This window comes from Actinomadura sp. 3N508 (assembly GCF_044326375.1).
In the GTDB taxonomy this organism is placed as follows: domain Bacteria; phylum Actinomycetota; class Actinomycetes; order Streptosporangiales; family Streptosporangiaceae; genus Spirillospora.
Map to the genome: position 1 here is coordinate 394790 of NZ_JBIRAX010000004.1, position 24372 is coordinate 419161.

The window sequence follows — 24372 nt, forward strand, 5'->3', positions numbered from 1 at the left end:
AAGGTGGTGGAGAACATGGGTCACATGCACGGCCGGGGCCCCTGGGGCGACTTCCCGTTCGGTGCCCTGTTCGGCGGCGGGCACGGCCACGGTCCCTTCCCGGGTCCGTGGGGCGGGCCGCGGCCGCCCTGGGCGCGCGGGCGCGGCGGGCCGTGGGGCCGGAGCGCCAAGGCGCGCAAGGGGAACGTCCGCGCGGCGATCCTCGTGCTGCTCGCCGAGGAGCCGCGCAACGGCTACCAGATCATCCAGGAGATCAACGAGCGCAGCGGCGGCGCGTGGAAGCCGTCCCCCGGCGCGGTCTACCCGGCGCTCCAGCAGCTCGCGGACGAGGGCCTGATCGCGAGCGAGGAGGCCGGCGGGCGGCGCTCGTTCCACCTGACCGACGCGGGCCGCGCCTACGTCGAGGAGCACGCCGACCGGCTGGCCGAGCCGTGGGCCGAGATGACGCCCGAGTACGGCGAGGGCGTCCCGGAGCTGTTCAAGCAGGCCGCGCAGACGGGCGCCGCGGTGATGCAGATCGTCCACTCCGGGTCGCCGGAGCAGGTCGACCTGGCCAAGGACGTCCTGTCGGACGCGCGGCGCAGCCTCTACCGCATCCTCGCCGACGACATCGACACCGAAGACACCGACGAAGACGGCGACGACGCCGGGCCGACGGCCGCGAGCGGCAAGGAGTGACCATGGCACGCCAGGATGAGATCCGGATCGGCGACGCGGAGCGCGACGCGGTGATGCTCGCCCTGCACGACCACTACGCGGCCGGCCGCCTGGACCGCGGTGAGCTGGACGAGCGTCTCGACACGGTCCTGTCCGCCAAGACGCGCGGCGACCTGCGCGGGCTGGTCCGCGACCTGCCACCGCCGACCGGGCTGCCCGAGCCGGACAAGGCGCCCGACGTCCCCTGGCAGCAGGGGGCGGCCGTCATGTTCGGCGGGCCGGGGCATCCGGCGTGGCGGCACCACCGGCACCACCACATGCGGCGCCATCAGCACCATCACGGGCCGCACTTCAAGGCGTTCCCGGTGATGCTCGCGGTGTTCCTGGTACTGGCGTTCACGGTCGGGCCGGGCGCGGGGTTCCTCGCCGTCCTGCAGATCGCGCTGGCCGTCTGGGTCATCCGCGCGATCGTGCTGGCGGTCGGCATGCGCCGCAACCGCGCCTGACCGGGCCGGGCTCAGCGGAGGCCCGCGTCGCGGGCGACGAGCCCCGCCTGGGTGCGGTTGGCGCAGCCGAGCTTGTCGAGCAGCCGGGACACATGGCCCTTCACGGTGGCCTCGCTGAGATGGAGGCGGCCCGCGATCTGCGCGTTGGACAGGCCCTCGCCCAGGCAGGCCAGCACCTGCGTCTCGCGTCCGGTGAGGCCGCCGAGCAGGGCCCGGGTCCGGTCGCGGTCGGACGCGCGGGCATCGGCCGTGCCGAGCAGCCGCATGGTCGCGGCGGCCGACATCACGGTGTGCCCGTCGGCGGCGACCCGGACCAGCTTCACCAGGTCCTCCGGCGGCGTCGACTTCAGCAGGAAGCCCGCCGCGCCCGCACGCAGCGCCCGGATGACGTACTCGTCGGCGTCGAACGTCGTCAGCGCGACGACGGCGGGCGGGGAGCGCAGCGCGGCGATCCGCTCGATGGCGGCGAGGCCGTCCACGCCGGGCATCCGCAGGTCCATGAGCACGACGTGCGGCCGGTACCGGACGACGGCCTCCACCCCGGCGGCCCCGTCGTGCGCCTCCCCCACCACCTCGACGTCGTCGGCGGCGCCGAGGATGGTGCGCAGGTGCGCGCAGACCATCGGCTCGTCGTCCACCAGCAGGACCGTGATCACGGCTTGGCCACCGGGACGTAGGCGGGCAAAGACGCCTCGACCTGGTAGCCGTCCAGGTGCGGGCCCGCGGTGAACGTCCCGCCGATCAGCTCGACGCGTTCGCGCAGCCCGGCGAGCCCCATCCCGGACCCGCTGGCCGCCAGCTCGATATCCGGCTCGCGCGCCGCGGCCGCGTTGCGGACGGTCAGCGTCACCCCGTCGGTGCGGTAGCGGACGTCGACGTGGACGGCGGCGCCCGGCGCGTGCTTGCGCGCGTTGGTCAGCGCCTCCTGGACGACCCGGTACGCGGTCCGTCCCACGGCGGGCGACGCGGCCGGCGGGTCGCCGTGCTCGGCCAGCTCGACCGGGACGCCGACCGCCGCCGACTCGGCGACCAGCACCGACAGGTCGGGCAGCGGCCCCGACTCGGCCGCCGGGGGCGCCGCCGACGGGTCGCGGCGCAGCAGGCCGATGACGTCGCGGAGCTCTTCGAGGGCCAGGCAGCCGGTGCCGCGCAGCTCCTCGGCGGCGTCGCGGGTCGGCTCGTCCGGCGCCCGGACGCGCAGCGCCCCCGCCTGCAGCACCATCAGCGTCACCCGGTGCGCGACGACGTCGTGCATCTCGGCGGCGAGCCGGGTGCGCTCCTCCGCGCGGGCCCGCTCGGCCAGCAGGTGCCGCTCCCGCTCGGCGCGCTCGGCCCGCTCGGTGAGCGCCTGGACGACACGGCGGCGGGCGGCCACGTACATGCCGATCAGCGCCGCGACCGCGACGGCGACCACGCTGCGGAACACCAGCGCCTCGACGCTGTCGGTCTCCTGCGCGGAGAAGCGCCGCATGGCCCCGCCGGGCAGGACGTCGCGGAGCAGGCCGATGGGGACGAGCAGCGCGGCGACGGGCAGCGCGCGGATCCAGCCGGGGCGGGCGCCGTCGCGCGGGAACGCCATCGCAGCGTAGGCGGCAAGCGGCGCGGTCGGCGTCCACCACACCGGCGGGCGGAGGGCGTGGTCGGCGTCGGCGCGCAGCAGCGTCCCGGGCGCGGCCTGCTCGACGGCCCACACCAGGACGGCGAGCGCGACGGTGATCCACGCGACCGTCATCGGGGCGCGGCGCCGGAACGCCAGCGCCAGCGCGGGCATGAGAAAGAGCACAGCCGTGGCGCCGCCGTGCGGGCGGACGATCGTGCCTCCGTCCCCGCCCAGGCTGAGCGCCACGCCGAGCGTGACGGCGAGCACGTCGGCGGTCAGGTCACGGGACCGTCCGGACGGCGGGAAAGGCAGGCGCACAGGGAACACGGTACGCACCCGGAGCGGCCCGCGACCCCTACGAAAGTCGCGCCCCGGAGACCCTTCGGAGGGGAAGGACGCGACGAATCGCGCTGCCGGGCGGCGGGGCGTCCGGGCTGGAATCGGCGGCATGATGTCCAAGCTCGTCCTCCGCGGCCTCGTCGCGCACCGTGCCCGCCTGCTGCTGTCGACGGTCGCGGTGGTGGCCGGGGTCGCGTTCGTCGCCGGCACGCTGATCTTCTCCGCCACCCTGGACCGCTCGTTCGACCGGGCCTTCGACGACCTTGGCCGCGGCACCGACGTCATCGTCCGGACGGACCGGGCGTTCGAGCCGGGCCTCGGCGAGCGGGCGGCGGAGCGTCCCGTCCCGGCGGCCTTGCTGGCGGCCGTCCAGGGCGTGGACGGGGTGGAGAAGGCGCACGGCGTCGTGACGGGGTTCGCCGCCGTCGTCGACCGGCAGGGGAAGATCGTCGGGGCGGAGCCGCAGCAGGGCGTCGCCTGGGACGGCGACCCCGACCTGTCGCTCCCCCGCCTCACGTCCGGGGCACCGCCCGCCGCGCCGGACGAGGTCGCCGTCGACGTCACGACCGCCCGCGACGCCGGATACCGCGTCGGCGACCGGGTCACGGTGGCGCTGTCCTCGGGCACGCGCGCGTTCCGGCTGACCGGCCTGTTCGAGGTCGGCGACTCGGCGCTGAGCGACCAGATCTCGATGACGGCGTTCGCGCCGCGGGCGGCGGAGCGCCTGCTGTCCGGCCATCCCGGGACCTATGCGCGGATCGTCGTGCACGGGGACGACGGCGTCCCGCAGGAACGGCTCCGGGACGCGGTCGCGGCGGCGCTCCCGCCCGGCGTGGAGGCGATCACCGGGCGGGCGGCCATCGCCGAGCAGGCCGCCTCCTTCAAGGACGTCCTCAAGATCCTGCGGACGTTCCTGCTGGTCTTCGCGGTGATCGCGGTGTTCGTCGGCTCGTTCATCATCTTCAACACGTTCGCGATGCTGGTGAGCGGCCGGGTGCGGGAGCTGGCCCTGCTGCGCGCGGTCGGCGCGTCGCGCGGGCAGGTGACGCGGTCGGTGCTCGGCGAGGCGGCCGGGGTCGGGCTGGCGGGCTCCACGCTGGGCCTGGTGGCGGGCGCGGGCGTCGCGGCCGGGCTGGCACGGCTGATGTCGGCCGTCACGGGCGGCGAGGAGCTGCCGTTCGGGACGCTCACCGTCCCGGCCTCGGCGGTGATCGCGTCCTACGCGGTGGGGACGCTCGTGACGCTGGCCGCCGCGTTCGTCCCGGCGCGGCGCGCGTCCCGGATCGCGCCCGTCGCCGCGCTCCGCGAGGGGAAGGCGAAGGCGCGCCCGCTGCGGGGCCGGGCGGTGTACGGCGGCGAAGCGCTCGCGGTGGGCGGCGCACTGATCGCGGCCGGTCTGGCGGCGGACGGGTCGACGGCGCTGACCCTCGCCGGGACGGGCGCGATGGCGCTGTTCGTGGGGGTGGTCGTGATATCGCCCGTCGCCGGGCGTCCGGTGATCCGGGTGCTGGCCTGGCCGTTCGCCCGGTTCGGCGGCAGCGCGGGCCGGATGGGCGGGCGGAACGCGCTGCGCGACCCCCGGCAGACGGCGGCGACGGCGTCCGCGCTGACGATCGGGCTCGCGCTGATCGCGACGGTATCGGTGATCGTCCAGTCGATGGCGTCGTCGGTGGACCGGCAGCTCGACGCGGGCCTCACCGCCGACTACCAGGTCACCGGCCGCAGCCAGATCACGCCGGTGGCAGCGGAGGCCGCGGGCGCGGTGGCGGGCGTGGACGGCGTCCGGTCGGCGATCGCGATCCGGACGGCGCGGTTCGAGCTGGACGGCTCCGTCCGGACGGCGGCGGCGGGCACGCCCGGCGAGCTGCTCGGCCATTTCCGCCTGCCGCTCCAGCAGGGGACGCCGTCCACGGGCGGGGACGAACTCCTGGTCGGCCGCAGCGTCGCGACCGCGCAGGGCTGGACGGTCGGAACCACGATCAAGGGCCGCTACCAGGACGGGACGCGCCGCACGTTCCGCATCGCGGGGATCTACGCCGACCGGCCGTCGGTGACCCCGGCCGCCCCGTCCATGATCATCAACTGGGCGGGCTACCGGAAGCGCGACCCGGACGCGCCCATCGACCGCATCGAGGTCAACGTCGCGGACGCGGGCCGGGGCGCGCTGGAGGCGGCGCTCGCCCCCTGGCCCAACCTGGAGCTCAAGGACCGCGCCCAGGTAAAGGACGACGCCGCCGGGGACATCGGCCTGTTCCTGAACCTCGTCCTGGGCCTGCTGGTGCTGTCGGTCCTGGTGGCGGCGCTCGGCATCGTCAACACGCTCGCGCTCGCCGTCACCGAGCGGACGCGGGAGATCGGCCTGCTCCGCGCGGTCGGCATGGAGCGCCGCCAGGTCCGCCGGATGATCCGGTACGAGGCGGTCGTGGTGTCGCTGTTCGGCGCGGCGGCCGGGGTCGGGACGGGCGTCGTGCTCGGGGTCGTCCTGCAGCGCGTGATGGCGGACGGGGACGGCGGCATGGAGGTCCTCGCGATCCCGTACGGGCGGCTGGCGCTGTGCGTCGTGGCGGCGGCCGTGATCGGCGTCGTCGCCGCGGTGTGGCCGGCGCGGCGCGCCGCCCGCATGAACGTCCTGGAGGCGATCGCCACGGAGTAGGGGCTCAGGCGGCCATCCGGGTGCAGCGGTCGGGGACGGCGTCGTGCAGCGCGCCCAGCGCCCGGACGATCAGCGGATGCTCGCGGCTCCCCCGCCGCACGCAGGTCAGCACCCGCCGCTTCGGGACGCCGTCACCGGTCAGCGGGACCCGGACGACGGGCTGGTCGGACGGCCCGCCCGCCAGCCGCGGGACGAGCGACACCCCGAGCCCGTTGGCGACCAGCGCCCAGATCACCGACCAGGTGGTGGCGTGGTGGGAGATGCGGGGCGTGAACCCGGCGGCGGCACAGTACGCCATGACCTGCTGGTGGTGGGCGCAGGCTTCGGGATGGACGCTGATCCACGCCTCGCCGGCCGCGTCCTCCAGGGAGACTCCGGGCCGCAGCGCGAGCGGGTGCCCGCCGGGGACGATCAGGTCGAGCGCCTCCTCCAGCAGCGGCTCCCGGTCGAAGCGCGGGTCGCCGGGCGGCGGCGCGTCCGGGGTGGGTTCGATGACGGCGATGTCAGTCTCGTCGGCCGCGAGCAGGCCCAGCGCCTCGTCGGTGTCGCACTCGCGGATCTCGACGGAGAGGCCGGGGTCGTCGCGCAGCAGCGCGCCCGCGGCGGGGGCGATCAGCCCGCCGACCGCCGTCGTGAACCCGCACATGCGCAGCGGCCCCGCGACCCCGGCGCGGTGCGACTCCAGATCGGCGAGCGTCTCCTCCCACTTGGCGAGCAGCCCGTCGGCATGCCCGATCAGCAGGTGCGCGGCCGGGGTCAGCTTCACCTTGCGGCCCTGCGGCTCCAGCAGCGGCACCTTCAGCTCCCGCGCCAGCTCGCGCAGGTGGTGCGAGACCGCCGACGGGGTGAGGTGCATCGCCTCCGCCGCCGAGGTGACCGTCCCGAACTGGTGGACGAGCCGGAGCATGTGCAGCCGCCGCAGATCAATCATGTAACCATCTTGCACGATCCGATGCGGAAATCTGAAATGGACGAGAACGTTCGGCCGTCGCAGACTGGTGGCATGGAACAGCAGAACACCATCCTGTCCCGGCATGTGACCAGCGACGGAGTCGTCGTCTGGACCCGCTGCGCGTGCGGCCGGCTCCGGATGGACCTCGTCCCGACCGGCGGCGGGCGGGGCCTGGTCGCCGGTCCCTGCCCGCACTGCGCACGCGTCAGCGACTCTCCAGGGTGACCTCGTAGTGGAGGGTCTGGTAGCGCTTCATCTTGTGGAACAGCGGTACCGCGAACCCCTGGAGGAAGGGGTACTTGCGGGCCAGCAGCCTGCGGATCGGCCGCGCTTCCTCCACCGTCAGCAGCCGGGCGCGGCCGTGCACCGCCGGGCCGGTGACCGTCCCCTTGGCGGTGCTCGGCGCGATCTCGATCTCGGGGTTGCGCGCCAGCCGCTTCGCCTTGAACGCCTTGTCGTAGGTGCGGAAGTAGGCGTGGTCGCCGCGCACGACGATGCTGACCGGCGTCCCGACCGGCGTCCCGTCCTTGCGGTAGGACGTCAGCTGGACGGTCCGCTGCTTCTTCAGGCTCTCAAGAGTCGGTGTCTCGTTCATGCCCAGGGGACGGGACGGCGGCGTCCGGATGTGACATCAGCCGCCGGAGCGGAGCGCCGCGGCCTCGGCGGCGAGCTTGCGGACGCGGTCCCAGTCGCCGTCGCGGACGGCGTCCGCGGGCGTGAGCCAGGACCCGCCTACGCAGCCGACGTTCTCCAGCGCGAGATAGCCGGCGGCGTTCCCCGGCCCGACGCCGCCGGTCGGGCAGAACCGGATCTGCGGCAGCGGCCCGTACAGCGACTTCAGGTACGCGATCCCGCCCGCGGCCTCGGCGGGGAAGAACTTCATGGCCGTGATCCCGTCCTCCAGCAGCGCGATCGCCTCGGACGCCGTCGCGACGCCCGGCAGGAACGGCAGCCCCGCCGCGGCCATCGCCGCCTGGAGCCGGGGCGTGCAGCCGGGGCTGACCAGGAACCGGGCCCCGGCCGCGGCGGACCGCTCGGCGTCCTCCGGCCGGACGACCGTGCCCGCGCCGACGACCGCGTCCGGGACCTCCGCCGCGATCCGCGTGATCGCCGCGAGCGCCGCCTCCGTGCGGAGCGTCACCTCGATCACCGGGAGCCCGCCGTCGACCAGGGCGCGGGCCAGCGGGACGGCCGCGCCGGCGTCGTCCAGCACCACGACCGGGATGACGGGCGCGAGGTCGAACAGGTCGGCGGCGATCATGCGGTCTCCCTCGTGGGCGGGCTCTGCGCGAGCCGCATCGTGGCACCGGCCAGCGCCGGGCCGGGGTGGACGATCAGCGCGGTCGGAATGCCGCGCAGGTAGTCCTCGACGGGAGGCTTCCCCTCGAAGCGGTCACGGAACGTGCTGTCGCGGAGCACGTCCGCGATGCGCGGCAGGATCCCGCCGCCCAGGTAGACGCCGCCGCGGGCGCCGAGCGTCAGCGCGACGTTCCCGGCGAGCGACCCGAGCAGCGCGCAGAACATCAGCAGCGTCTCGTGGCAGCGCGGGTCGTCGCGGCGCTCGGTGATCTCCTCGGCGGTGCGCTCCTCGGCGGGCTCGCCGTCGATCTCGGCCAGGTACCGGTGGATGCGGGTCAGGCCGCCGCCGGACAGCAGGTACTCGGCGTTCGCCACGCCGCGCTCGGCGCGCAGCAGCCGCGCGACCTCCAGCTCGCGGCCGGTCGCGGCCGGGAGGTCGACCTGGCCGCCCTCGCCGGGCAGCGGCACCCACCCGGACGGCGTCGGGACGAGCCCGGCGACGCCGAGCCCCGTGCCCGGCCCGAGCACGGCGAGCGGCGCGTCCTCCGCCGCGGCCACGTCGCCGATGGGGACGAGGTCGTCCGCGCCGAGGCGCGGCAGGGCGAGGGCGAGCGCCTCGAAGTCGTTGATGATCTCCAGGTGGGGCAGGCCGAGGTGGGCGCGCACCGCCTCCGGGGTGCCCTTCGGCCAGCCCGCGTTCGTCAGGTGGTAGGTGCCGCCCGCGACCGGCCCGGCTACCGCCAGGCACGCGGCGGACGGCCGCACGTCCGGCGCGAACTCGGCGAGGTAGGCCGCGGCCGCCTCGGCGAGACCGGCGTGCTCGCGGGTGGGAAGGGACTCAGCGCGGGCCGGTGCGCCGTCCGGGCCGTCCACCAGCGCGAACCGGGCGTTGGTGCCGCCGATGTCCCCGACCAGCCAGGGGCCGGCGCCGGCGCTCATGAGAAGACTCCCGCGCCGCGCTCGGCCGGGCCGACGGCGGCGCGGAACGCCCCGAACAGCTCGCGTCCCGTGCCCCAGGTCTCGCCGGGCGGTCCGGCGGCGGGTTCGCGGGCCTGGAACTCCTCGTCGGGGACGAGGACCTCCAGCACCCCGGCGTCCGCGTCGAGCCGGACGACGTCACCGTCGCGGACGCGGGCGAGCGGCCCGCCCGCCGCCGCCTCCGGCGACACGTGGATCGCGGCGGGCACCGCCCCCGAGGCGCCCGACATACGACCGTCCGTGACGAGCGCCACGCGGTGCCCCCGGTCCTGGAGGACGGACAGCGGCGGGGTCAGCCGGTGCAGCTCGGGCATCCCGTTGGCGCGCGGCCCCTGGTTGCGGACGACCACGACCACGTCCCGGTCGAGCTCCCCGGCGGCGAACGCGTCCTGGAACCGTTGCTGCGAGTCGAACACGCGGGCCGGGGCCTCGATCGTGCGGTGCTCGGGACGCACCGCCGACACCTTGATCACCGCCCGGCCCAGGTTGCCGCGCACGGTGTGCAGGCCGCCGTGCGCGTCGAACGGCTCGGCGACGGGACGCAGCACGGCGGTGTCGCCCGACACGGAGACGGTGTCCCGCCACTCGACACCGCCGCCCTCGGCCTCCGGGACCTTCCGGTACTCGGCGAGGGTGCCGCCGCCGACCGTCCGCGCGTCCGCGTGGAGGAGCCCGGCGTCGATCAGCTCGCCGATGAGGAACGCGGTGCCGCCCGCCGCGTGGAAGTGGTTCACGTCGGCGCTCCCGTTCGGGTAGAGGCGGGTGAGCAGCGGCGTGACCTTGGACAGCTCGTCGAAGTCGTCCCAGGTCAGCTCGATGCCGGCCGCCGCCGCCATCGCGACCAGGTGCAGCGTGTGGTTCGTGGACCCGCCGGTGGCCAGCAGCGCGACGACCCCGTTGACGAACGCCCGCTCGTCCAGCAGTTCGCCGACCGGGAGGTAGCCGCCGGTCAGGCCGGTCAGCTCCAGGACGCGCCGTCCAGCCGCCTCGGTCAGGGCGTCGCGCAGCTTCGTGCCCGGCGGGACGAAGCTCGCCCCCGGCAGGTGCAGGCCCATGACCTCCATCAGGAGCTGGTTGGAGTTGGCCGTCCCGTAGAAGGTGCAGGTGCCGGGCGAGTGGTAAGACGCGGCCTCGGCGGCGAGGAGCTGCTCGCGCCCGATCTCCCCGGCCTCGAACCGCTTGCGGACCTTCGCCTTCTCCCCGTTCGGCAGCCCCGACGCCATCGGCCCGGCGGGCACCAGGAGCACCGGCAGGTGCCCGAACGACAGCGCCCCGATCACCAGCCCCGGGACGATCTTGTCGCACACGCCGAGCAGCAGCGCGCCGTCGAACATGTCGTGCGACAGCGCGACCGCGGTGGCCATCGCCACCACGTCCCGGCTGAACAGCGACAGCTCCATCCCGGCGCGGCCCTGCGTGATCCCGTCGCACATCGCGGGCACGCCGCCGGCGAACTGCGCCGTCCCGCCCGCCGCGCGGATCGCGGACTTGAGCAGGTCGGGGTAGTCCTTCAGCGGCTGGTGCGCGGACAGCATGTCGTTGTACGCCGAAACGATCGCGATGTTGGGCGTGACGTCGCCCCGGAGCCACAGCTTGTCCTGGACGCCGCAGGCCGCGAAGCCGTGGGCGAGGTTCGCGCAGCCCATCCCGCCGCGCACCGGCCCCTCCGTCCGGGCGTCCCGGATACGGCTCAGGTAGGCGCCGCGCGGTCCGGCGCTCCGCTCGACGACGCGCCGGGTCACTTCCGCCAGCGCGGGATGTAGGGCCATAGGACGCTCCAGGACCAGGGGGATCTCCAGGTCGTCAAGCTACCGAGACATACGTAACCGGCACAACCCGACTTACGAACTAGATCTTACAAAAGTGACCGAACTTGCAATAGCTGGACGTACCAAAGCCCCGCGTGCTTGACTGGCCGGATGCCGATGCCGCGCCCCGGGACCCGCCCGTCCACCAGCGGGGACGTGCTCCGCCTGATCCGGGAGGACGGCGTCGCCACCCGCGCCGAGCTGGGCCGCGTCACCGGGCTGTCCCGGCCCGCCGTGGCGGCCCGCGTCGCCGCGCTGATCTCCCGCGGGCTCGTGGTCGAGCGCGCCGACGGCCCGTCCACGGGCGGGCGCCCGCCCGCCCGGCTGGAGTTCAACGCGGCGGGCGGCACCGTCCTGGTCGCGAACCTCGGCCAGTCCCGCGGCCAGCTCGCCGTGTGCGACCTCGCGGGCACGATCCTCGCCCGCGCCGACGGCCCCCCGGCCGAGGTCTCCCCCGGCAAGACGCTCCCCCGCCTCCTCGACGCGTGGACGTCGCTGCTCGCGTCCTCCGGCCTGGACGCGTCCACCGTCCGCGGCGTCGGCCTCGGCGTCCCCGACACGGTCGAGCACGCCGCCGGACGCTGGGACGACGTCGACATCGGCCCGCCGATCACGGCCCGCTTCGGCGTCCCCGCTTACCTCGACAACGAGGTCAACGCCGCCGCGCTCGGCGAGCACCAGGCCCACCCCGGCGTCGACGACCTGCTGTTCGTGAAGGTGTCCACCGGCATCGGCGCGGGACTGATCAGCGGCGGCCGCATCCAGCGGGGCGCGCTCGGCGCCGCGGGCGAGATCGGGCACGTCCCCGTCCCCGCCGCCGCCGAGGCGCCGTGCCGCTGCGGCAACGTCAACTGCGTCGAGGCCATCGCGGGCGGCACCGCGCTCCTGGCCCGCTCCACCGCCACCGACCTTCCCGGCCTCGCGGCCCTCGCCCGCTCCGGCGACCCGGCCACCGTCGCGCTCCTGCGCGAGGCCGGACGCCGCATCGGCGAGGTCGTCGCCACCGCCGTCAACCTCCTCAACCCCGCCGTCGTCGTCCTCGGCGGCGACCTGGCCGGCGCCGACGCGCCCCTCATCGCGGGCCTGCGCGAGGTCGTCTACCAGCGCTCCACCGCGTTCGCCACCCGCAACCTCCGCATCGAGCCCAGCCGCCTCGGCGAGCAGGCGGGCCTCAAGGGCTGCGCCGCCATGGTCCTGGACCGCATCCTCGCCCCAGAGGTCATCGACGCGCCCCGGCCGCTCTAGCGGCTGTCGCGCCTCGCCTGCCGCCGAGCGCCCTTCGCCCTGGTGGCGGCGTGCCTCCGGTTCACCGCCGGGTCGGCACTGGTCGGCCTGCGGCGGCGTGTCGTCTGGGACTCCTTCGGCGCGGTCTCCGGAGCCCCGGCGCTCGGCGGGGCGGGCGCATCGGGGCGTGCCGCCGCGATCCGCTCCGCCTTGAGCGCGGCGGCACTGCGCCGCGCCGCCCGTGCCAGGTACCAGCTCACGCGGGCGAGCGCGTCCTCGAACACCTCCGCCTTCTGCGCGTTCCGGACGTTCTTCGGACGCGCCTTCCCCCGTCCCCCGTACTTCTCGACCCGCGCGCTCGCCGTACGCCGGTACAGCTTGCTGTACTTGTCGCGGGCGCGCCTGATCCTCGTGTGCAGATCGACGAGCCCGTCCTCCTCCATGCCGGCGAGTTCCCCGCTCCCGGTCTCCCGGACGAGGGCCTTCTCGTCCTCGTTCAGCGAGTTGAGCAGCGCCTTCATCAGCCCTCCAGGCGTCCGTGATCTCCATCGAGCGTCGCACGCGCACCCCCAAAAGGGGGTACGAGAACACCCCAAGAAACCGCAATCCGGACAGAGTCCCGGCTCAGGACGTCGCGCGGCGTCCGCTGGCATGGCGGCGGCGCGCGACCAGCGCCCAGCCGATCGGCACGGTCCCGGCGGCCAGCGCGGCGATCGCGCCGGGGAGCAGGAAGCCGAAGCGCAGCCCGATCGAGGCGTGCGCGTCCACGCCGGATCGGCCGTCCATCCGCATCACGACCACGGACCAGGCGCCGCCGGTCTTGTCCCACGTGACGGTGCGCGTCCCGGCTCCCGCCGAACTGGCGACCCAGAACCGCTGCTGCGACGGCGGCGCGACGGCCCGGTCCGCACCCGGCAGCCGGTGGAACACCGGCTTGAACGGGCTGAGCTCGGCCGACACGAACTCGTCCCGCGACACCCCGCGCAGGTACTTCTCGACCTCCGCCTTCGGCCCGATCCCCACGAACAGCGGGACGCGGGGGTCCCCGGGCCGCACGACGATCTTCACTTCGGCGAGTTCCCCCACGTCGGGCATCGGGTTCCCGGCCCGCGCCGTCTCGGACCCGACCTCGATCTCGTCGGTCTTGAGCGCGACGGCCGAGGTCCCGAAGCGCTGCTCCGGTGTCGAGAACGCACCGCCCGAGGAGGCCTGGAGCGCCGCCCCGGCGGCGAGCCCGCCCCCGGTGAGCAGCAGCGGACCGGCGGTGAGGGTGACGGCGAGCGCACGTCCCATGATCGCTCCTTTTTAGTACGACTGTGTCAACAAGCTGAATGTAACACAGCTGTGCTATAAAAGTCCGTATGCCAAAGGTGGTGGATCCGGCGAGGCGCCGGCAGGACGTGGTCGCGGCGGTATGGCGGGTGGTCCGGCGGGACGGCCTGGACCGCGCGTCGGTCCGCAACGTCGCGAAGGAGGCGGGCCTGTCGGCGGGCTCGCTACGGCACTACTTCGCGACCCAGCCCGAGCTGCTCGCCTTCACGCTCCGGACGATCATCGAGCGGATCGAGCGGCGGATCGCCGCCGTCCCGGCCACGGACGGCGGCGATCCCCGCGAGCGCGCCGCCCGCGTCCTGAACGAGCTCCTTCCCATGGACGCCGAACGCGCCGCCGAGAACCACGTCTGGCTGGCCTTCACCGCCCGCGCTCTCGTCGACCCCGAGCTTCGCGCCCTCTGCGAGGAGGCACACGCCGCCATGCGCTCCGGCTGCCTCGCGCTGGCCGGTTCCCTGGCCCCCGAATCGGACAGGGAACTGGAAGCCGACCGCCTCCACGCCCTGGTCGACGGCCTGGCCGTCCACGCGGCCCTACACCCCCGGACCACCACCCCGGAACGGATGCGCGCCGCGGTACAGGCCCACCTCGACGACCTGTACCACCGGAGGAGCCGATGAGCATGCGGAGCTCACCAGGCGATCAGGCCCAGGTCCGAGCGGCGCAGGTCGGGCAGGCGTCGACCTTCGCGCGGTCCTGCGGGACGAGGAACGGCGACGGCACGCGCCAGGCCCCCCTCCAGCAGCCAGACCCGCGTCGTCGCGGCGCCGGTCAGCCGCTGGCCGATCTCGGCCAGGCCGAACTCGGTGCCGCAGGATGTCGAGGGTCGAGCGGCGGGCGATCTCGGACGTGATCGCCTCGTCCCGCCACAGCGATGACCGTCCGGCGCCCCACATGCCCATCGCCAGCGCCAGCAGGGCGGGCACCACGGGAAGGAGCCAGGCCCGCCACCGCTCTCGCCCGGCCTCCCCCCGCCGACCTGCGCTTCCGATGTTCCGGCCGGGGTGCTCGGCGATGGCCAGGGGGCGCTCAGCGGGCAGAAGATCCAGTTTCGTGGTCACGCCAAGAGACGCGGGGAGCCCCGCGCTGTTGCAATCCCCCGGCCCCTATCTTCGGCTGGGTCAGAGCGTCCAGATCATCGACCGGCTATTCGGCGCCACGGCAGAAGCACGAGGCGGTGATCTCGGTGTCGGCGTGGGACGCGGCCACGTCCAGGCGGGCCTGGACCGGCTCGGCCTCCGCGCACTTGCCCAGCCGGTGCAGGCATTCCACGTAACCGTGGAGGCTCCAGATGTTGTCCGGGTGACGGGCCGCTCGGTGCGCCGTATCGGCCAGCCCCAGGTCGGCGCGGTACACCTCCGCCGCCTCCTCGACGTGGCCCTGCTCCAGTAGAAGCGCGCCCAAGGCGTGCCGGGGCGGCTGCATCCAGCCCCAGGGCTCGTCGTAGGGAAGCCCGTCATAGCGGGCGACCGCCGTGCGGAGGTGGGCGAAGGCCCTGGCGTGTTCGCCCCTGCGGTACTCGATCTCGCCCTTCAGCATCTCGTCCGCGATGCCGAGGATGTCGACGTACCGGTTGTTGAAGAACCGGCGGGTCTCGGGGACCCGCGAGAACGCCGCCTCGAACAGGGCGCGTTCGGTGTCGGCCTCGGGCAGGTTCCCGAGGACGGCGTGCGCCACTCCCTTCGCGTAGTGGAAGGTCGCGGTCGTCACTGCGTAGAGATCGGGGTCGTCCGGGAGGGGCTCGTCGAGGATCTCCTGCCACCGGCCGAACCTCACGAGCACGTGCGCCTTCATGGGGACGAACCCCTCCAGCCAGTCGGCCATCGGCCGCTCGGCCTCGCGGAGCAGAAGTTCGGGAATGGCGTCGACCATCTCGTCCGCGGCCTCCAGGGCCGGACGGTACCGGCCGAGGAACATCGCCGCATAAATCTTGAAATGGAAATCGTGGCAGCGTGAAAGGGTATAGAAGTTGAACGGCCCTGCCCGCTCCACGTATTTGCGGTCGGCTTCGATGGCCCGTTCATTGGCGGCCAGTGCGGCCTGGTAGTCGCCGAGCTGGACGTCGATGTGCGAGGGCATGTGCAGGAAGTGTCCCGCGTCGGTCTCGGCAGCGCGCAGGGCGTCGGCCGACGTCCGGGCACGTCGGGGGTCGGGCGACATTTCCAGGGCGTGGACGTGCAGATGCAGAATGCCCTGATGCGGCTGCTCTCCGCGCTCCTCCGAACGACGCGAAGAGCGTTCGAGCACCTCTATCACCTCGGTGGTGTCGGCACCTGCGGCGGGCTCGCCGCTCTCCAGATCCCAGAGCTGCCACGGCGTCCGGTTCATCATCGCCTCGGCGAAGAGGGCCGCGACATCGGAGTCGTCGGGGAACCGCGCGTAGACCTCTCGCATCGACGCGGCGTACGCGTCCTCCCACGCCTTCCAGCCGTCCGCCACCGGAAGCCGAGCCTCTGGGTAGCGGCTCCGCAGCGCCTCGATCAGGGCGTTTTCAAGGGACGTGACGGAGCCCGTCGACGCGAGCGCCGCCGCGAGCGCCCGGCGCGCGTCCGTCAGGCTTTCCGCGGCCTCTTCCGGGGTGAAATCGTCCCACGGCTTGTTGTAGTAGGGACCCGACGCGTATGCGATGCCCCAGTGCGCCATGGCGCAACCAGGATCGTGCTCCAAAGCCTTCTCAAAACACAGAAGGGCCTCTTCATGGTTGAACGCGTAGCGCCAGATCAAACCCCGGTCGAACCAGATCTGCGCCTCCGGTGAGACGGTCGTCACCGGAAACGTGTGCGACCCGAGCTCGTAATAGCCGTCCATTCCCCGAGTATAGGACGATCAGCGCTCGGCGTTCTTGAAGGTCTTCTGCTTCTTGGACTCGCCCGGGAAGACGACGATGAGATGATGCTCCGTCGGCATATCCGGCGCGAAGGCCTCGGGAGTGTCGCGCCCGCGGACATGGATGCGCATCCGGTACGCCCCCGGACCGGCGACGGTGATCGGCGGCGGTTCGTCCGCCACCAGGACCGGACCGATGTCGGGCTTCCCGTCCACGGTGTCGAAGCCGACCTCGGCGACACGATCCCAGCCCTTCAGCTCAAGCGGTGGTGCCTTCCTGTACGACCGGATGGTCAGGCACACGTCCCCTTCCCTTCCCGTGAGCACCGTGACCAGCCCCTCCACAGCGGCGGCCAGCCCGTCGCGCTGCGCCTTGTCGAACGTGACACCGCCGTCGCCTCCAGGCCCGATGGAGTAGCCGCGCATCTCGCCGCCGGAAATGACGTCCGTGAACCGCCTGGCCGGGCGCGGCCCAGGCGGGACGGACCGCGCGCAATACCTCGCCGCCTTGATGCGATACTCCCGATATCCCCATCCGGGTTCCAACGCGAAAGGCCTCATTTCCCTCAGCAGCGCGGCAGCTCTGTCCGGGCACAGGTATGCGAATTGCTCGAAGCTCGGCTGCCGTACTCCCTGGCGGCGCGGTTTACGAGGCGGTACCGGCTCGTCACCACGGCATGCTCGCTGGCCCTGGGCGAGCAGAGAGCTTTCGTCCGGATCGTCCTCGTCCAAAACCGTCCGTCCGGGAAAACCGCGCATCAAGCATAGGTAGGCGAGCTTCCGCTGTTGCTCTGAGAGTTGCATGGCCGTGGACACCAGAATCTCAGGCGCATGCGGGTCGACATACCTGATGTCGTTGCAGTCCTCCGCGCTCGCGACCATCGGCGTGGGCGCCCGCACATCGCCCCCGACACCGAGCACCAGCCCCGTGACCACGGTCGCCGAAAACACCCGGATCGCCCCTCGACCCGGCCGGTAGGTCGCCGCCAGAATCAGAATCGCGGTCCCTAGGCCGGACGTCCACAAGGCGATCTGCCAACCAACGAAAGGGGTCAGCCATAAGTGGGTGCACTCACTTCCGTACCTTGCGGCGTCATAACCCAGCAGCACAAGCTCGAAGGACACGATCGGCCCGATGATTCCGGCGGCCACCCATCCCACGACACGGCGCCTGGTCACCAGCCACAGCAGAAACGCTGGGACGACGACCAGATACGGCATGTTCCTCAGCCGGACATACCACGGCTCCCCCGCCGCATCCACCCACAGCAAGAAGCCGCCACATTCGGAACTGGTGATTGTTCCGCTCGCCCAGACCCCCTCGGACGCCGACCCGAACAGCGAGCCTATCCAACCCACGGTATCGGGACCCGCACATACCGCGACCGCCGCCATCCACAAACCCGTTTGCGTTCGCCTGCTCCACTGAGTCATGATCCGCAAACCATAGCCAGGACACCACTCCACTGACTCTCACTTCAGCCAAAGTCATGGCGTGGGTCACGCGGCCACGGCAACGTTTCAGCATCGGAACGATATTCTCGTCGGTGATCGAGCTGGAACGGGTCGTCTCCGACGGATAATTCGGTTCGCTGACGCCGGATACGACATACCGCTCCGTGCGAGATCTGTTCGAGACGCCCCCACCTTTTGGACGACAAACGCAGGACACGGCGCGTGATCGCCGGTATTGGGGGCGTCGAGTTCCGCTTCCAAGCCGAAGCCTTTCACACCGTGGCCGTCTACCTGAAGCCCGACGAGCCGACCGACGGCGGCCGCGTGCCCCTCACCGGCCCATGGCCCATGGAGAAGCGATCGAGCCAGGCGATCCGCGATCTACTCGCCCTCCACGACGTGTCCTGGGAGCGCGACGAGACCATTAGCGCTCGGTGTTCTTGAGGAGCTTCTGCTTCTTGGACTTGCCCGGGAAGACGACGAGCAGGTGATGTTCCGCCGGCATGTCCGGCCAGAACGCCTCCGGGGCGTTGCGGCCGCGCACGTGCAGGCGAATTCGGTAGGACCCGGCACCGGCCACGGTCATGGGCGGCGGTTCGTCCCCGGACAGGAGCGAGCTGATGCCGGCCTGTCCATCCGCGCTGTGGAATCCCACTTCGGTGACCCGGTCCCAATGCTTGAGGTCCAGCGGCGGAGCCTTCCGGTACGACCGGACGGTGAGGCACAGGTCCCACTCCGTTCCCGTGAGCACCGTGACCAGACCGTCCACGGCGGCGACCAGTCCATCGTCAGTCGCTCTAGCGAAAGAATCGTCGCCGTCGCCCGACCCGATGGAATAGCTGCGCATCTCGTCACCAAAAACGACCTCTGTGAACTCTCTCACCGGGCGCGGCCCGTCAGGGACGGTCCGCTTGCAATACGCCCGAATACTTACCTGCTGGCGCTCATACTCCCGTGCTTCTACCGCAACCAACCGCTCTCGCTCGCGCAGGCGCAACCGCTCTTTCTGGGCAGAGATAGGCGATCTGCTCGAGCGTCGGCCACTGCACCCCGTGCCGGACCAGAACACGCATCGACATCTGCTTGCCTCCGCTGCATGCGAGCCTCCCCTGGTTGAGGAGGACGGCGTCGGACAACGGACCGTCCTCGGTCGGACGCTCCGTCCCGATCATCCTCGGATCGGGAAGGCCACGAATGGCGCAGACATAGGCGAGACGCCGCTCACGCATCGAAAGGGCGTTGACCCGGGACGCCAGCGTCGCGAGGTCGCTCACATCGACGCGTCTCGCGTCCTTGCAGTCGTCCGCGCTCGTGATCACCGGCCTGGGCGCATCGCTGGCGGCACTGAGCACCAGGCCGATGGCCACCGTTCCCGAAACCACCCGGAACGCCCCGTAGCCCGGCCGGTAGGTCGCCAGCAGGATCAAGACCACCGGGACCAGGCCGTGCGTCCACGAGGTGACCTGCCATCTAGTGCTGGGGAACAGCCACATATCGACGCAGGCGCTACCCCACCGTGCGGCGTCATAGCCCACCAGCACGGGCTCGAAGGCCATCACCGGCCCAAGAACCCCGGCCGCCACCCATCCCACGGCGCGCCGCCTGACCACCAGCCACACCAGGAACGCCGGGACGACGATCAGGTAAGGCATCGTGCTCAGCCGCAAATACCAAGGCGACAGCGCGACATCGACCCACAGGTCAAAGCCATCACATCGAGGAACGGCGAAGAACCCGCCTAGGAAGCGCCTCTCAGACGCCGACCCGAACAGCGAAGCGACCCAGCCCACGGTATCCGGCAACGCACTCACCGCAACCGCGGCCACCCATAACCCCGTCTGCGTACGTCTGCTCCACTGAGACATAATTCGCAGACCATAGTGACCCGGCCACCCCGCCGACCCCGTTTTTGATCAAGGCCACGGAACTTTCGGATTCAGGAACGAAGCAAGCAAGCCCGGGATGCTCCGTCCGACCAGCCCGGAAAGGGTCAGCGGTCGAACTCACCACGCCTGATGCGCGCCACCAACCCACCAAACTCCTGAGAGCTGAACCCCAGACGTTCACCATCCGGATCCTTCGAGTCACGCACGCCGATGCTGGACCCCAGGTGAGCGACCTCCACACAAGCGTTGTCGCTCATGCCACCGCTGCGCGAGCTCTTACGCCAAGCGATCACAGGACGCTCCTGGCCAAATACTTGATCACCCGTCAGGACTCTTGCTGTTCAACGTCCAACTCGCCACGCCTGATGCGCGTCAGCAGCCCGCCGAAGTCACGCTGACTGAGCCCGAGGCGGGGACCACCTGGGTCCTTGGAATCCCTGATACCAATGCGTCCGCCCAGGTCAGCTACCTCGACGCACACATCGTCGTTGCCGCTGCCCGTGTAGGAACTCTTCCGCCACTTGATCATTCGTACGTCCTCATAGTCCGCTCGATCAGTTCCAGTGAGGCGTCCCGAGATAGGGCAAGCGCCCCGATTTGATCGAACTTTATCGTGAGGGCCGCCGTCTCGCCTCCAGCCTCGATCAGGCGTCCGCTGAGCTGGGCTCCCGCGTAGGCGACCTCTCGGCTTTTGATCTTCAGCAGCTGGAATGGGCCATCGTGACCGGGATGTGGCCCTGCGGACCTGGGAACCACGCGCACCGTCAGCCTCGGGTCGTCTCCGATGTCGAGGAGGCGCCGCATCTGACTTCGCATGACCTCCTTGCCGCCCACCGGGCATTCGAGGACATCTTGATCGATAAGGATCCACACGTGCGGCGGTTCAGGTCGCGCGAGGATGGCCTGCCGCTTCATCCGGGCCTTACTCTCCGCCTCCACCTCACGCGTGCGGCCAGCCATCCAAAGGATGGCCTGAGCATAAGCCTCATTCTGGACGAGAACCGGAAGATTCTTGCCGTTGTAGATCTTGATGATCTCGGCAGCCTCTTCGTACTGGACATACTGCTTAAACCAGTCGGGATTGTGTCCGGTCTGCGCGTACCAGAGCAGCCGCGCGAAGTGGCCGCCCGTGTTCCACGCCTCGTCCAAGCGCGACATGTGGTCATCCTGGGGCCTCAAACGCCCTGCTTCCCAGTTGGATACCGTCCCACGCGTCGCCTTTACGATCATGCCCATCTGCGCCAGCGACAGGCCTCTCTGAGTGCGCTGAAACCACAGGTCAAAGGCCAGCCACGCCCACATTGACGACTTCGGATCGATCATTTCACGAGCCTTCATCGCCACTCCCGTGTATCTGCTTTTTCTCGATACAGTGCACATTAGCTTGGCGACGCCGATCCTGTGTGTCAGATCACAGAAATCGGGACGGCGGATATGAACGATCAAGTGCCATTGCAGCAAAGGGTTAAATCGGACGAAATACGGATGTCTCTGCTCGGAGTGCGCTCTTCGGTCTCGCTCGCGCGGGAACTCGTCCGGTACGCGCTCACCAATTGGGGTTTCGAGCGGTCCGTGATCGATGACTCGGCGGTCGTCATGAGCGAAATCGTGACGAATGCGGTCGCCGCGGCCCACGGGCACACGCTCAGGATCCGGGTCGCCCTCCACGAGGGCGCCCCGATCCTGGAGTGCTGGGACGCCTCCTCCGAACTCCCCCGCGCCTCCGCCGTCGGCCTGGACGCGCTGAGCGGGCGCGGCCTCGCGATCATCGCCGCATACGCCAAGGACACCGGCATCCGGCCGTCCGCCAACGGCGTCGGAAAGATCGTCTGGGCGCTCATGCCCACCGGCGACAACGCCCCCGTGCGGTGACCCCGGCGATCCTGCTCGGCCTGACCGGCGTCCTCGTGGACGACGAGGACCTGCACCGACGCGCGTTCTATGAGTCCGCCACGGACGCCGGTCTTCGCGTCACCGCCCACGACTACCGGACCTTCTTCACCGGACGCACGGCCCGCGAAGGCATCCGCGCACTCCTGGCCCAGCGCGCACCCGGACGGTTGCCCGACCTCGACGACCTCCTCGCCGCCAAAACCCGCGCCTACTGCGCTCTGGCGGAGACCGGCCTCAACCCCTACCCGGGCGCCATCGACCTGGTCTTGACGCTCGCCAGGTCCCGGCACCGGCTGGCGCTGGTCACCGGCTCAACGACCCGGGAGGTCGCCGCGACGCTCCGCGTCCTCCGCCTGGACGACGCGTTCGACGCGATCGTGACCGCTGAGACGGTCCCCGAGGGCGATGTGCGAGGAACGCGCTATCTCGCCGCGGCCCGGCTGCTGAACCGTCCACCAGGCCAATGCGTGATCATGGAACGCGCCACCGCGCGCCTTGACCTCAAGTATGGATGAGGATTGAGACTGGCCTCCTGACTAGAAGGAGACCGGACATGCGAGTGATCGAAGTGAAGGAGTTCGGCGGGCCGGAGGTACTAGCGGTGCGCGAGGCGCCGGATCCCGTGGCCGGCCCCGGGGAGGTCGTGATCGCGGTGGCCGCCGCGGACACCCTGTTCGTGGAGACCCGAATCCGCTCGGGCATGGCCAGGGCGTTCTTCGACACGGCACCGCCCTACGTGCCGGGCGGCGGCGGGGCCGGGGTGGTGATCGCGGCCGGGCCGGACGTCGACCCGGCCTGGATCGGTCGCCGCGTCATCGCGTCGGTCGTGAACGGCGGCTACGCCGAACGGATGGCGGCGCCGCTGGAGAACGTCCTGCCCCTGCCGGACGGCCTCGGTCCCAAGGACGCCGCGGCGCTCCTGCACGACGGCGTGACCGCGCTCCGCATTTTCGAGGGAACCGAGGTCAAGGCCGGTGACACGGTTCTGGTGGTGGGCGCGACCGGCGGGATGGGCGTCCTTCTCGTCCAGCTCGCGCACGCTCAGGGCGCCCGGGTCATCGCGGCGGCGCGCGACGCCCGCAAGCTGGAGCTGGCCCGCGAGCTGGGCGCCGATGTCGTCCTCGACTACTCAAGGCCCCGCTGGACGGACGAGATCCTCGGCAAGGTCGACGTGGTCTTCGACGGCGTCGGCGACAAGATCGGCCTCGCCGCCTTCGCCGCCACGCGAGACGGCGGCACATTCTCCGCCCACGGCTCCACCTTGGGCGGCTTCACCGCCGTCGACCCGCAGAAAGCCGAGCGCAAAGGCATCATTTTGCGCGGCATCCAAGACGTACAGATCAGCAAGCCCGAACGCATGCGCCTCCTGGGCAGCGCCCTAGAGAAGGCCGCAGAGGGCGTATTCAAGCCCGTCATCGGCCAGACATTCCCGCTGGAACGAGCCGCCGATGCCCACACGGCCATCGAAACACGGACCGTCGTAGCCAAAACCCTCCTGCTCCCTTAGCCCTCCGGGGTGGGGTTAGCTCCACCTTCGGGTGGGGGCTTTCCCTTCTCGGGGTGGGTGGCTGGGGCCAGTGTTTCCCGGAATGTCCGACGCGAAGGTTGTCATTGGACGACGACGACCGGCACGGGGAGGACACATGGCGAGCGTGGCGATGCGGCGCGGGGCGGTGCGGCCGCTGGTCACCGAGGTCGGGCTGCTGTTGGTGCTGTTCGCCTTCTACAAGTGGGGGCGGACGCTCGTCGAGCACGGGCCCGGCCAGGCGATGGCGAACGCCGCGTGGCTGTGGGACTTCGAGCGGTCGTGGTTGCCCAACGAGGTGGACTTCCAGCAGTGGGCGCTGGGATGGGATCACACCGCATTCCTCGCGAACGTGTACTACGTGGGCGTGCACTTTCCGGGGACGGCGCTCCTGCTGGTCTGGCTTTACGTGCGGCACCGGTCGTCGTACGGGAGGGTGCGGAACGAGCTGGTCGCGCTGACCGCGGCGGGGCTGCTTGTGCACATGCTGTACCCGCTGGCGCCGCCGCGGCTGGCCCAGATCGGGGCCGTGGACACGATGCTGACGGTGGGGCCGTCGGCGTATCCGGCGGGGGCGGCCGAGGGGATCGCCAACCAGTACGCGGCGATGCCGTCGCTGCACATCGGGTGGGCGCTCGTCGTGGCGGTCGCGGTGGTGCGGGTGTCGCGGAGCCGGTGGCGGTGGGTCATCGCGATGCATGCGCCTATCACCGTGTTCGTGGTCGTGGTGACCGCCAACCACTACTGGACGGACGGCATCGTCGCCGCCGTGCTGCTGGCCGGGGCCATGGCGCTGGTTTCGCTGGTGGAGCGGGTGCGGCAGGGTGGGACGCATGCTGCCGACGCACACGAGTTCCGAGGTCCCGGACGTCCCCGTAGCGGTCTTGCCGATCGGGAGCCACGAGCAGCACGGCCCGTTCCTGCCGCTGGCGACGGACACGGTGATCGCCTGCACGATCGCGGCGGAGATCGCGAAGGCCCATCCGGTGCGGACGCTCCCGCCCGTGACGATCTCGTGCTCGCATGAGCACGAGAACGCGGCCTGGCCCGGGACGGTGAGCATCTCGGCGGCGACCCTGCACGCGGTGGTGCGGGACGTCGCCGAGTCGCTCGCGAGGGCCGGGGTGCCGAAGCTCGTGCTGGTCAACGGGCATGGGGGCAACTACGTGCTGGGGAACGTCGTCCAGGAGGCGCGCGGGGACATGGCGCTCTTCCCAGGGCTGGAGGATTGGGAGGACGCGCGGCGGGCGGCGGGCATCGAGACCTCCGGGGACGGTGACATGCACGCCGGGGAGCTGGAGACGTCGATCCTGCTGCACGCCCATCCGGAGCTGGTGCGGGATGGGTACGAGACCGCCGATCATCTGGCCGATGACCGGCGGCATCTGCTGACCTCGGGGATGGCCGCCTACACCGCGTCGGGCGTCATCGGGCGGCCG

At 71.6% G+C, this 24372-nt stretch carries 27 protein-coding genes and 1 pseudogene; 12 read left to right on the forward strand and 16 right to left on the reverse strand.

The genetic code is table 11. The features are described from left to right. Positions 1 to 15 precede the first annotated feature (15 nt). A complete protein-coding gene (locus tag ACH34S_RS17235) occupies positions 16 to 678 on the forward strand; it encodes a PadR family transcriptional regulator (RefSeq protein ID WP_395953659.1) in 663 nt (220 codons plus the stop codon). A gap of 2 nt (positions 679 to 680) precedes the next feature. Beyond that, the gene (locus ACH34S_RS17240; protein WP_395953660.1) at positions 681 to 1163 is read left to right on the forward strand and encodes a DUF1707 domain-containing protein; all 483 of its coding nucleotides are present in this window, start codon (positions 681 to 683) and stop codon (positions 1161 to 1163) included. A gap of 11 nt (positions 1164 to 1174) precedes the next feature. Here the strand turns inward: ACH34S_RS17240 and ACH34S_RS17245 are convergent, their stop codons facing one another. Both ACH34S_RS17245 and ACH34S_RS17250 read right to left on the reverse strand, forming a co-directional pair. Further along, positions 1175 to 1819: a response regulator gene (locus ACH34S_RS17245; RefSeq protein ID WP_395953661.1), complete on the reverse strand. Its 645-nt coding sequence runs from the start codon at positions 1817 to 1819 to the stop codon at positions 1175 to 1177. Further along, positions 1816 to 3081, reverse strand: coding sequence for a sensor histidine kinase (locus tag ACH34S_RS17250; protein ID WP_395953662.1), 1266 nt, complete (start codon positions 3079 to 3081; stop codon positions 1816 to 1818). The genes ACH34S_RS17245 and ACH34S_RS17250 overlap by 4 nt, the downstream gene beginning before the upstream one ends. A gap of 130 nt (positions 3082 to 3211) precedes the next feature. Between ACH34S_RS17250 and ACH34S_RS17255 the strand changes: the two genes are divergently transcribed. Beyond that, entirely contained in the window at positions 3212 to 5755 is a 2544-nt protein-coding gene (locus ACH34S_RS17255; RefSeq protein ID WP_395953663.1) for an ABC transporter permease, read from the forward strand. Between the two features lie 4 nt (positions 5756 to 5759). On the opposite strand, the gene ACH34S_RS17260 is transcribed toward ACH34S_RS17255, so the two are convergent. Continuing rightward, positions 5760 to 6686, reverse strand: a complete 927-nt coding sequence (locus ACH34S_RS17260) for a LysR family transcriptional regulator (protein WP_395953664.1) — start codon at positions 6684 to 6686, stop codon at positions 5760 to 5762. A gap of 72 nt (positions 6687 to 6758) precedes the next feature. On the opposite strand from ACH34S_RS17260, the gene ACH34S_RS17265 reads away from it, so the two are divergent. Next, positions 6759 to 6932: a hypothetical protein gene (locus tag ACH34S_RS17265; protein ID WP_395953665.1), complete on the forward strand. Its 174-nt coding sequence runs from the start codon at positions 6759 to 6761 to the stop codon at positions 6930 to 6932. Here the strand turns inward: ACH34S_RS17265 and ACH34S_RS17270 are convergent. From ACH34S_RS17270 to edd, 4 genes are read right to left on the reverse strand one after another with little or no spacing between them, the layout of a single operon-like run. Beyond that, a complete protein-coding gene (locus ACH34S_RS17270) occupies positions 6913 to 7302 on the reverse strand; it encodes a PPOX class F420-dependent oxidoreductase (protein WP_395953666.1) in 390 nt (129 codons plus the stop codon). The two genes, ACH34S_RS17265 and ACH34S_RS17270, sit on opposite strands and share 20 nt — an antisense overlap. A 36-nt stretch (positions 7303 to 7338) precedes the next feature. Beyond that, positions 7339 to 7968 (reverse strand): bifunctional 4-hydroxy-2-oxoglutarate aldolase/2-dehydro-3-deoxy-phosphogluconate aldolase, encoded by a 630-nt coding sequence (gene eda, locus ACH34S_RS17275; RefSeq protein ID WP_395953667.1) that lies wholly within the window; start codon positions 7966 to 7968, stop codon positions 7339 to 7341. Beyond that, entirely contained in the window at positions 7965 to 8945 is a 981-nt protein-coding gene (glk, locus tag ACH34S_RS17280; RefSeq protein ID WP_395953668.1) for a glucokinase, read from the reverse strand. Before glk ends, eda begins: the two co-directional genes overlap by 4 nt. Continuing rightward, positions 8942 to 10753, reverse strand: coding sequence for a phosphogluconate dehydratase (edd, locus tag ACH34S_RS17285; RefSeq protein WP_395953669.1), 1812 nt, complete (start codon positions 10751 to 10753; stop codon positions 8942 to 8944). The genes glk and edd overlap by 4 nt, the downstream gene beginning before the upstream one ends. A gap of 156 nt (positions 10754 to 10909) precedes the next feature. Here edd and ACH34S_RS17290 point away from each other — a divergent pair, with 156 nt between their 5' ends. Beyond that, the gene (locus ACH34S_RS17290; protein WP_395953976.1) at positions 10910 to 12037 is read left to right on the forward strand and encodes an ROK family protein; all 1128 of its coding nucleotides are present in this window, start codon (positions 10910 to 10912) and stop codon (positions 12035 to 12037) included. Here ACH34S_RS17290 and ACH34S_RS17295 read toward each other — a convergent pair. Both ACH34S_RS17295 and ACH34S_RS17300 read right to left on the reverse strand, forming a co-directional pair. Beyond that, the gene (locus tag ACH34S_RS17295) at positions 12034 to 12537 is read right to left on the reverse strand and encodes a hypothetical protein (RefSeq protein ID WP_395953670.1); all 504 of its coding nucleotides are present in this window, start codon (positions 12535 to 12537) and stop codon (positions 12034 to 12036) included. The genes ACH34S_RS17290 and ACH34S_RS17295 overlap by 4 nt on opposite strands. A 103-nt stretch (positions 12538 to 12640) precedes the next feature. Next, positions 12641 to 13309 (reverse strand): hypothetical protein, encoded by a 669-nt coding sequence (locus ACH34S_RS17300; RefSeq protein WP_395953671.1) that lies wholly within the window; start codon positions 13307 to 13309, stop codon positions 12641 to 12643. Between the two features lie 68 nt (positions 13310 to 13377). Here ACH34S_RS17300 and ACH34S_RS17305 point away from each other — a divergent pair, with 68 nt between their 5' ends. Then, on the forward strand, positions 13378 to 13968 hold the full coding sequence (locus ACH34S_RS17305; protein ID WP_395953672.1) for a TetR/AcrR family transcriptional regulator: 591 nt from the start codon (positions 13378 to 13380) through the stop codon (positions 13966 to 13968). Positions 13969 to 14494: 526 nt separating this feature from the next. Here ACH34S_RS17305 and ACH34S_RS17310 read toward each other — a convergent pair. Then, positions 14495 to 16156 (reverse strand): tetratricopeptide repeat protein, encoded by a 1662-nt coding sequence (locus ACH34S_RS17310; RefSeq protein WP_395953673.1) that lies wholly within the window; start codon positions 16154 to 16156, stop codon positions 14495 to 14497. 18 nt (positions 16157 to 16174) lie between these two features. Further along, positions 16175 to 17569, reverse strand: a complete 1395-nt coding sequence (locus ACH34S_RS17315; protein WP_395953674.1) for a hypothetical protein — start codon at positions 17567 to 17569, stop codon at positions 16175 to 16177. 282 nt (positions 17570 to 17851) lie between these two features. Between ACH34S_RS17315 and ACH34S_RS17320 the strand changes: the two genes are divergently transcribed. Continuing rightward, complete coding sequence (locus tag ACH34S_RS17320; protein ID WP_395953675.1) at positions 17852 to 18073, forward strand: hypothetical protein; 222 nt, start codon at positions 17852 to 17854, stop codon at positions 18071 to 18073. Here ACH34S_RS17320 and ACH34S_RS17325 read toward each other — a convergent pair. The 5 genes from ACH34S_RS17325 to ACH34S_RS17345 all read right to left on the reverse strand — a co-directional run bounded on the left by ACH34S_RS17325 (position 18054) and on the right by ACH34S_RS17345 (position 20853). After that, positions 18054 to 18476 (reverse strand): hypothetical protein, encoded by a 423-nt coding sequence (locus ACH34S_RS17325; RefSeq protein WP_395953676.1) that lies wholly within the window; start codon positions 18474 to 18476, stop codon positions 18054 to 18056. The two genes, ACH34S_RS17320 and ACH34S_RS17325, sit on opposite strands and share 20 nt — an antisense overlap. Positions 18477 to 18573: 97 nt before the next feature. Further along, positions 18574 to 19455 (reverse strand): hypothetical protein, encoded by an 882-nt coding sequence (locus ACH34S_RS17330; protein WP_395953677.1) that lies wholly within the window; start codon positions 19453 to 19455, stop codon positions 18574 to 18576. 164 nt (positions 19456 to 19619) lie between these two features. Further along, a complete protein-coding gene (locus tag ACH34S_RS17335; protein WP_395953678.1) occupies positions 19620 to 19808 on the reverse strand; it encodes a DUF397 domain-containing protein in 189 nt (62 codons plus the stop codon). A gap of 32 nt (positions 19809 to 19840) precedes the next feature. Further along, positions 19841 to 20044, reverse strand: coding sequence for a DUF397 domain-containing protein (locus ACH34S_RS17340; RefSeq protein WP_395953679.1), 204 nt, complete (start codon positions 20042 to 20044; stop codon positions 19841 to 19843). Continuing rightward, positions 20041 to 20853 carry a Scr1 family TA system antitoxin-like transcriptional regulator gene (locus tag ACH34S_RS17345; protein ID WP_395953680.1) on the reverse strand — a complete coding sequence of 271 codons (813 nt, stop codon included), beginning with the start codon at positions 20851 to 20853 and terminating at the stop codon, positions 20041 to 20043. Before ACH34S_RS17345 ends, ACH34S_RS17340 begins: the two co-directional genes overlap by 4 nt. 147 nt (positions 20854 to 21000) lie before the next feature. Here ACH34S_RS17345 and ACH34S_RS17350 point away from each other — a divergent pair, with 147 nt between their 5' ends. The 5 genes and pseudogenes from ACH34S_RS17350 to ACH34S_RS17370 all read left to right on the forward strand — a co-directional run. After that, on the forward strand, positions 21001 to 21387 hold the full coding sequence (locus ACH34S_RS17350; protein WP_395953681.1) for an ATP-binding protein: 387 nt from the start codon (positions 21001 to 21003) through the stop codon (positions 21385 to 21387). Beyond that, a complete protein-coding gene (locus ACH34S_RS17355) occupies positions 21384 to 21923 on the forward strand; it encodes an HAD family hydrolase (protein ID WP_395953682.1) in 540 nt (179 codons plus the stop codon). The genes ACH34S_RS17350 and ACH34S_RS17355 overlap by 4 nt, the downstream gene beginning before the upstream one ends. Before the next feature lie 38 nt (positions 21924 to 21961). Continuing rightward, on the forward strand, positions 21962 to 22915 hold the full coding sequence (locus tag ACH34S_RS17360; protein WP_395953683.1) for a zinc-binding dehydrogenase: 954 nt from the start codon (positions 21962 to 21964) through the stop codon (positions 22913 to 22915). Between the two features lie 136 nt (positions 22916 to 23051). Then, entirely contained in the window at positions 23052 to 23960 is a 909-nt protein-coding gene (locus ACH34S_RS17365) for a phosphatase PAP2 family protein (protein WP_395953684.1), read from the forward strand. Continuing rightward, positions 23860 to 24369 (forward strand): annotated as a pseudogene (locus ACH34S_RS17370) (creatininase family protein); the annotation flags it as partial. The gene ACH34S_RS17365 and the pseudogene ACH34S_RS17370, both read left to right, overlap by 101 nt. Positions 24370 to 24372: the final 3 nt, after the last annotated feature.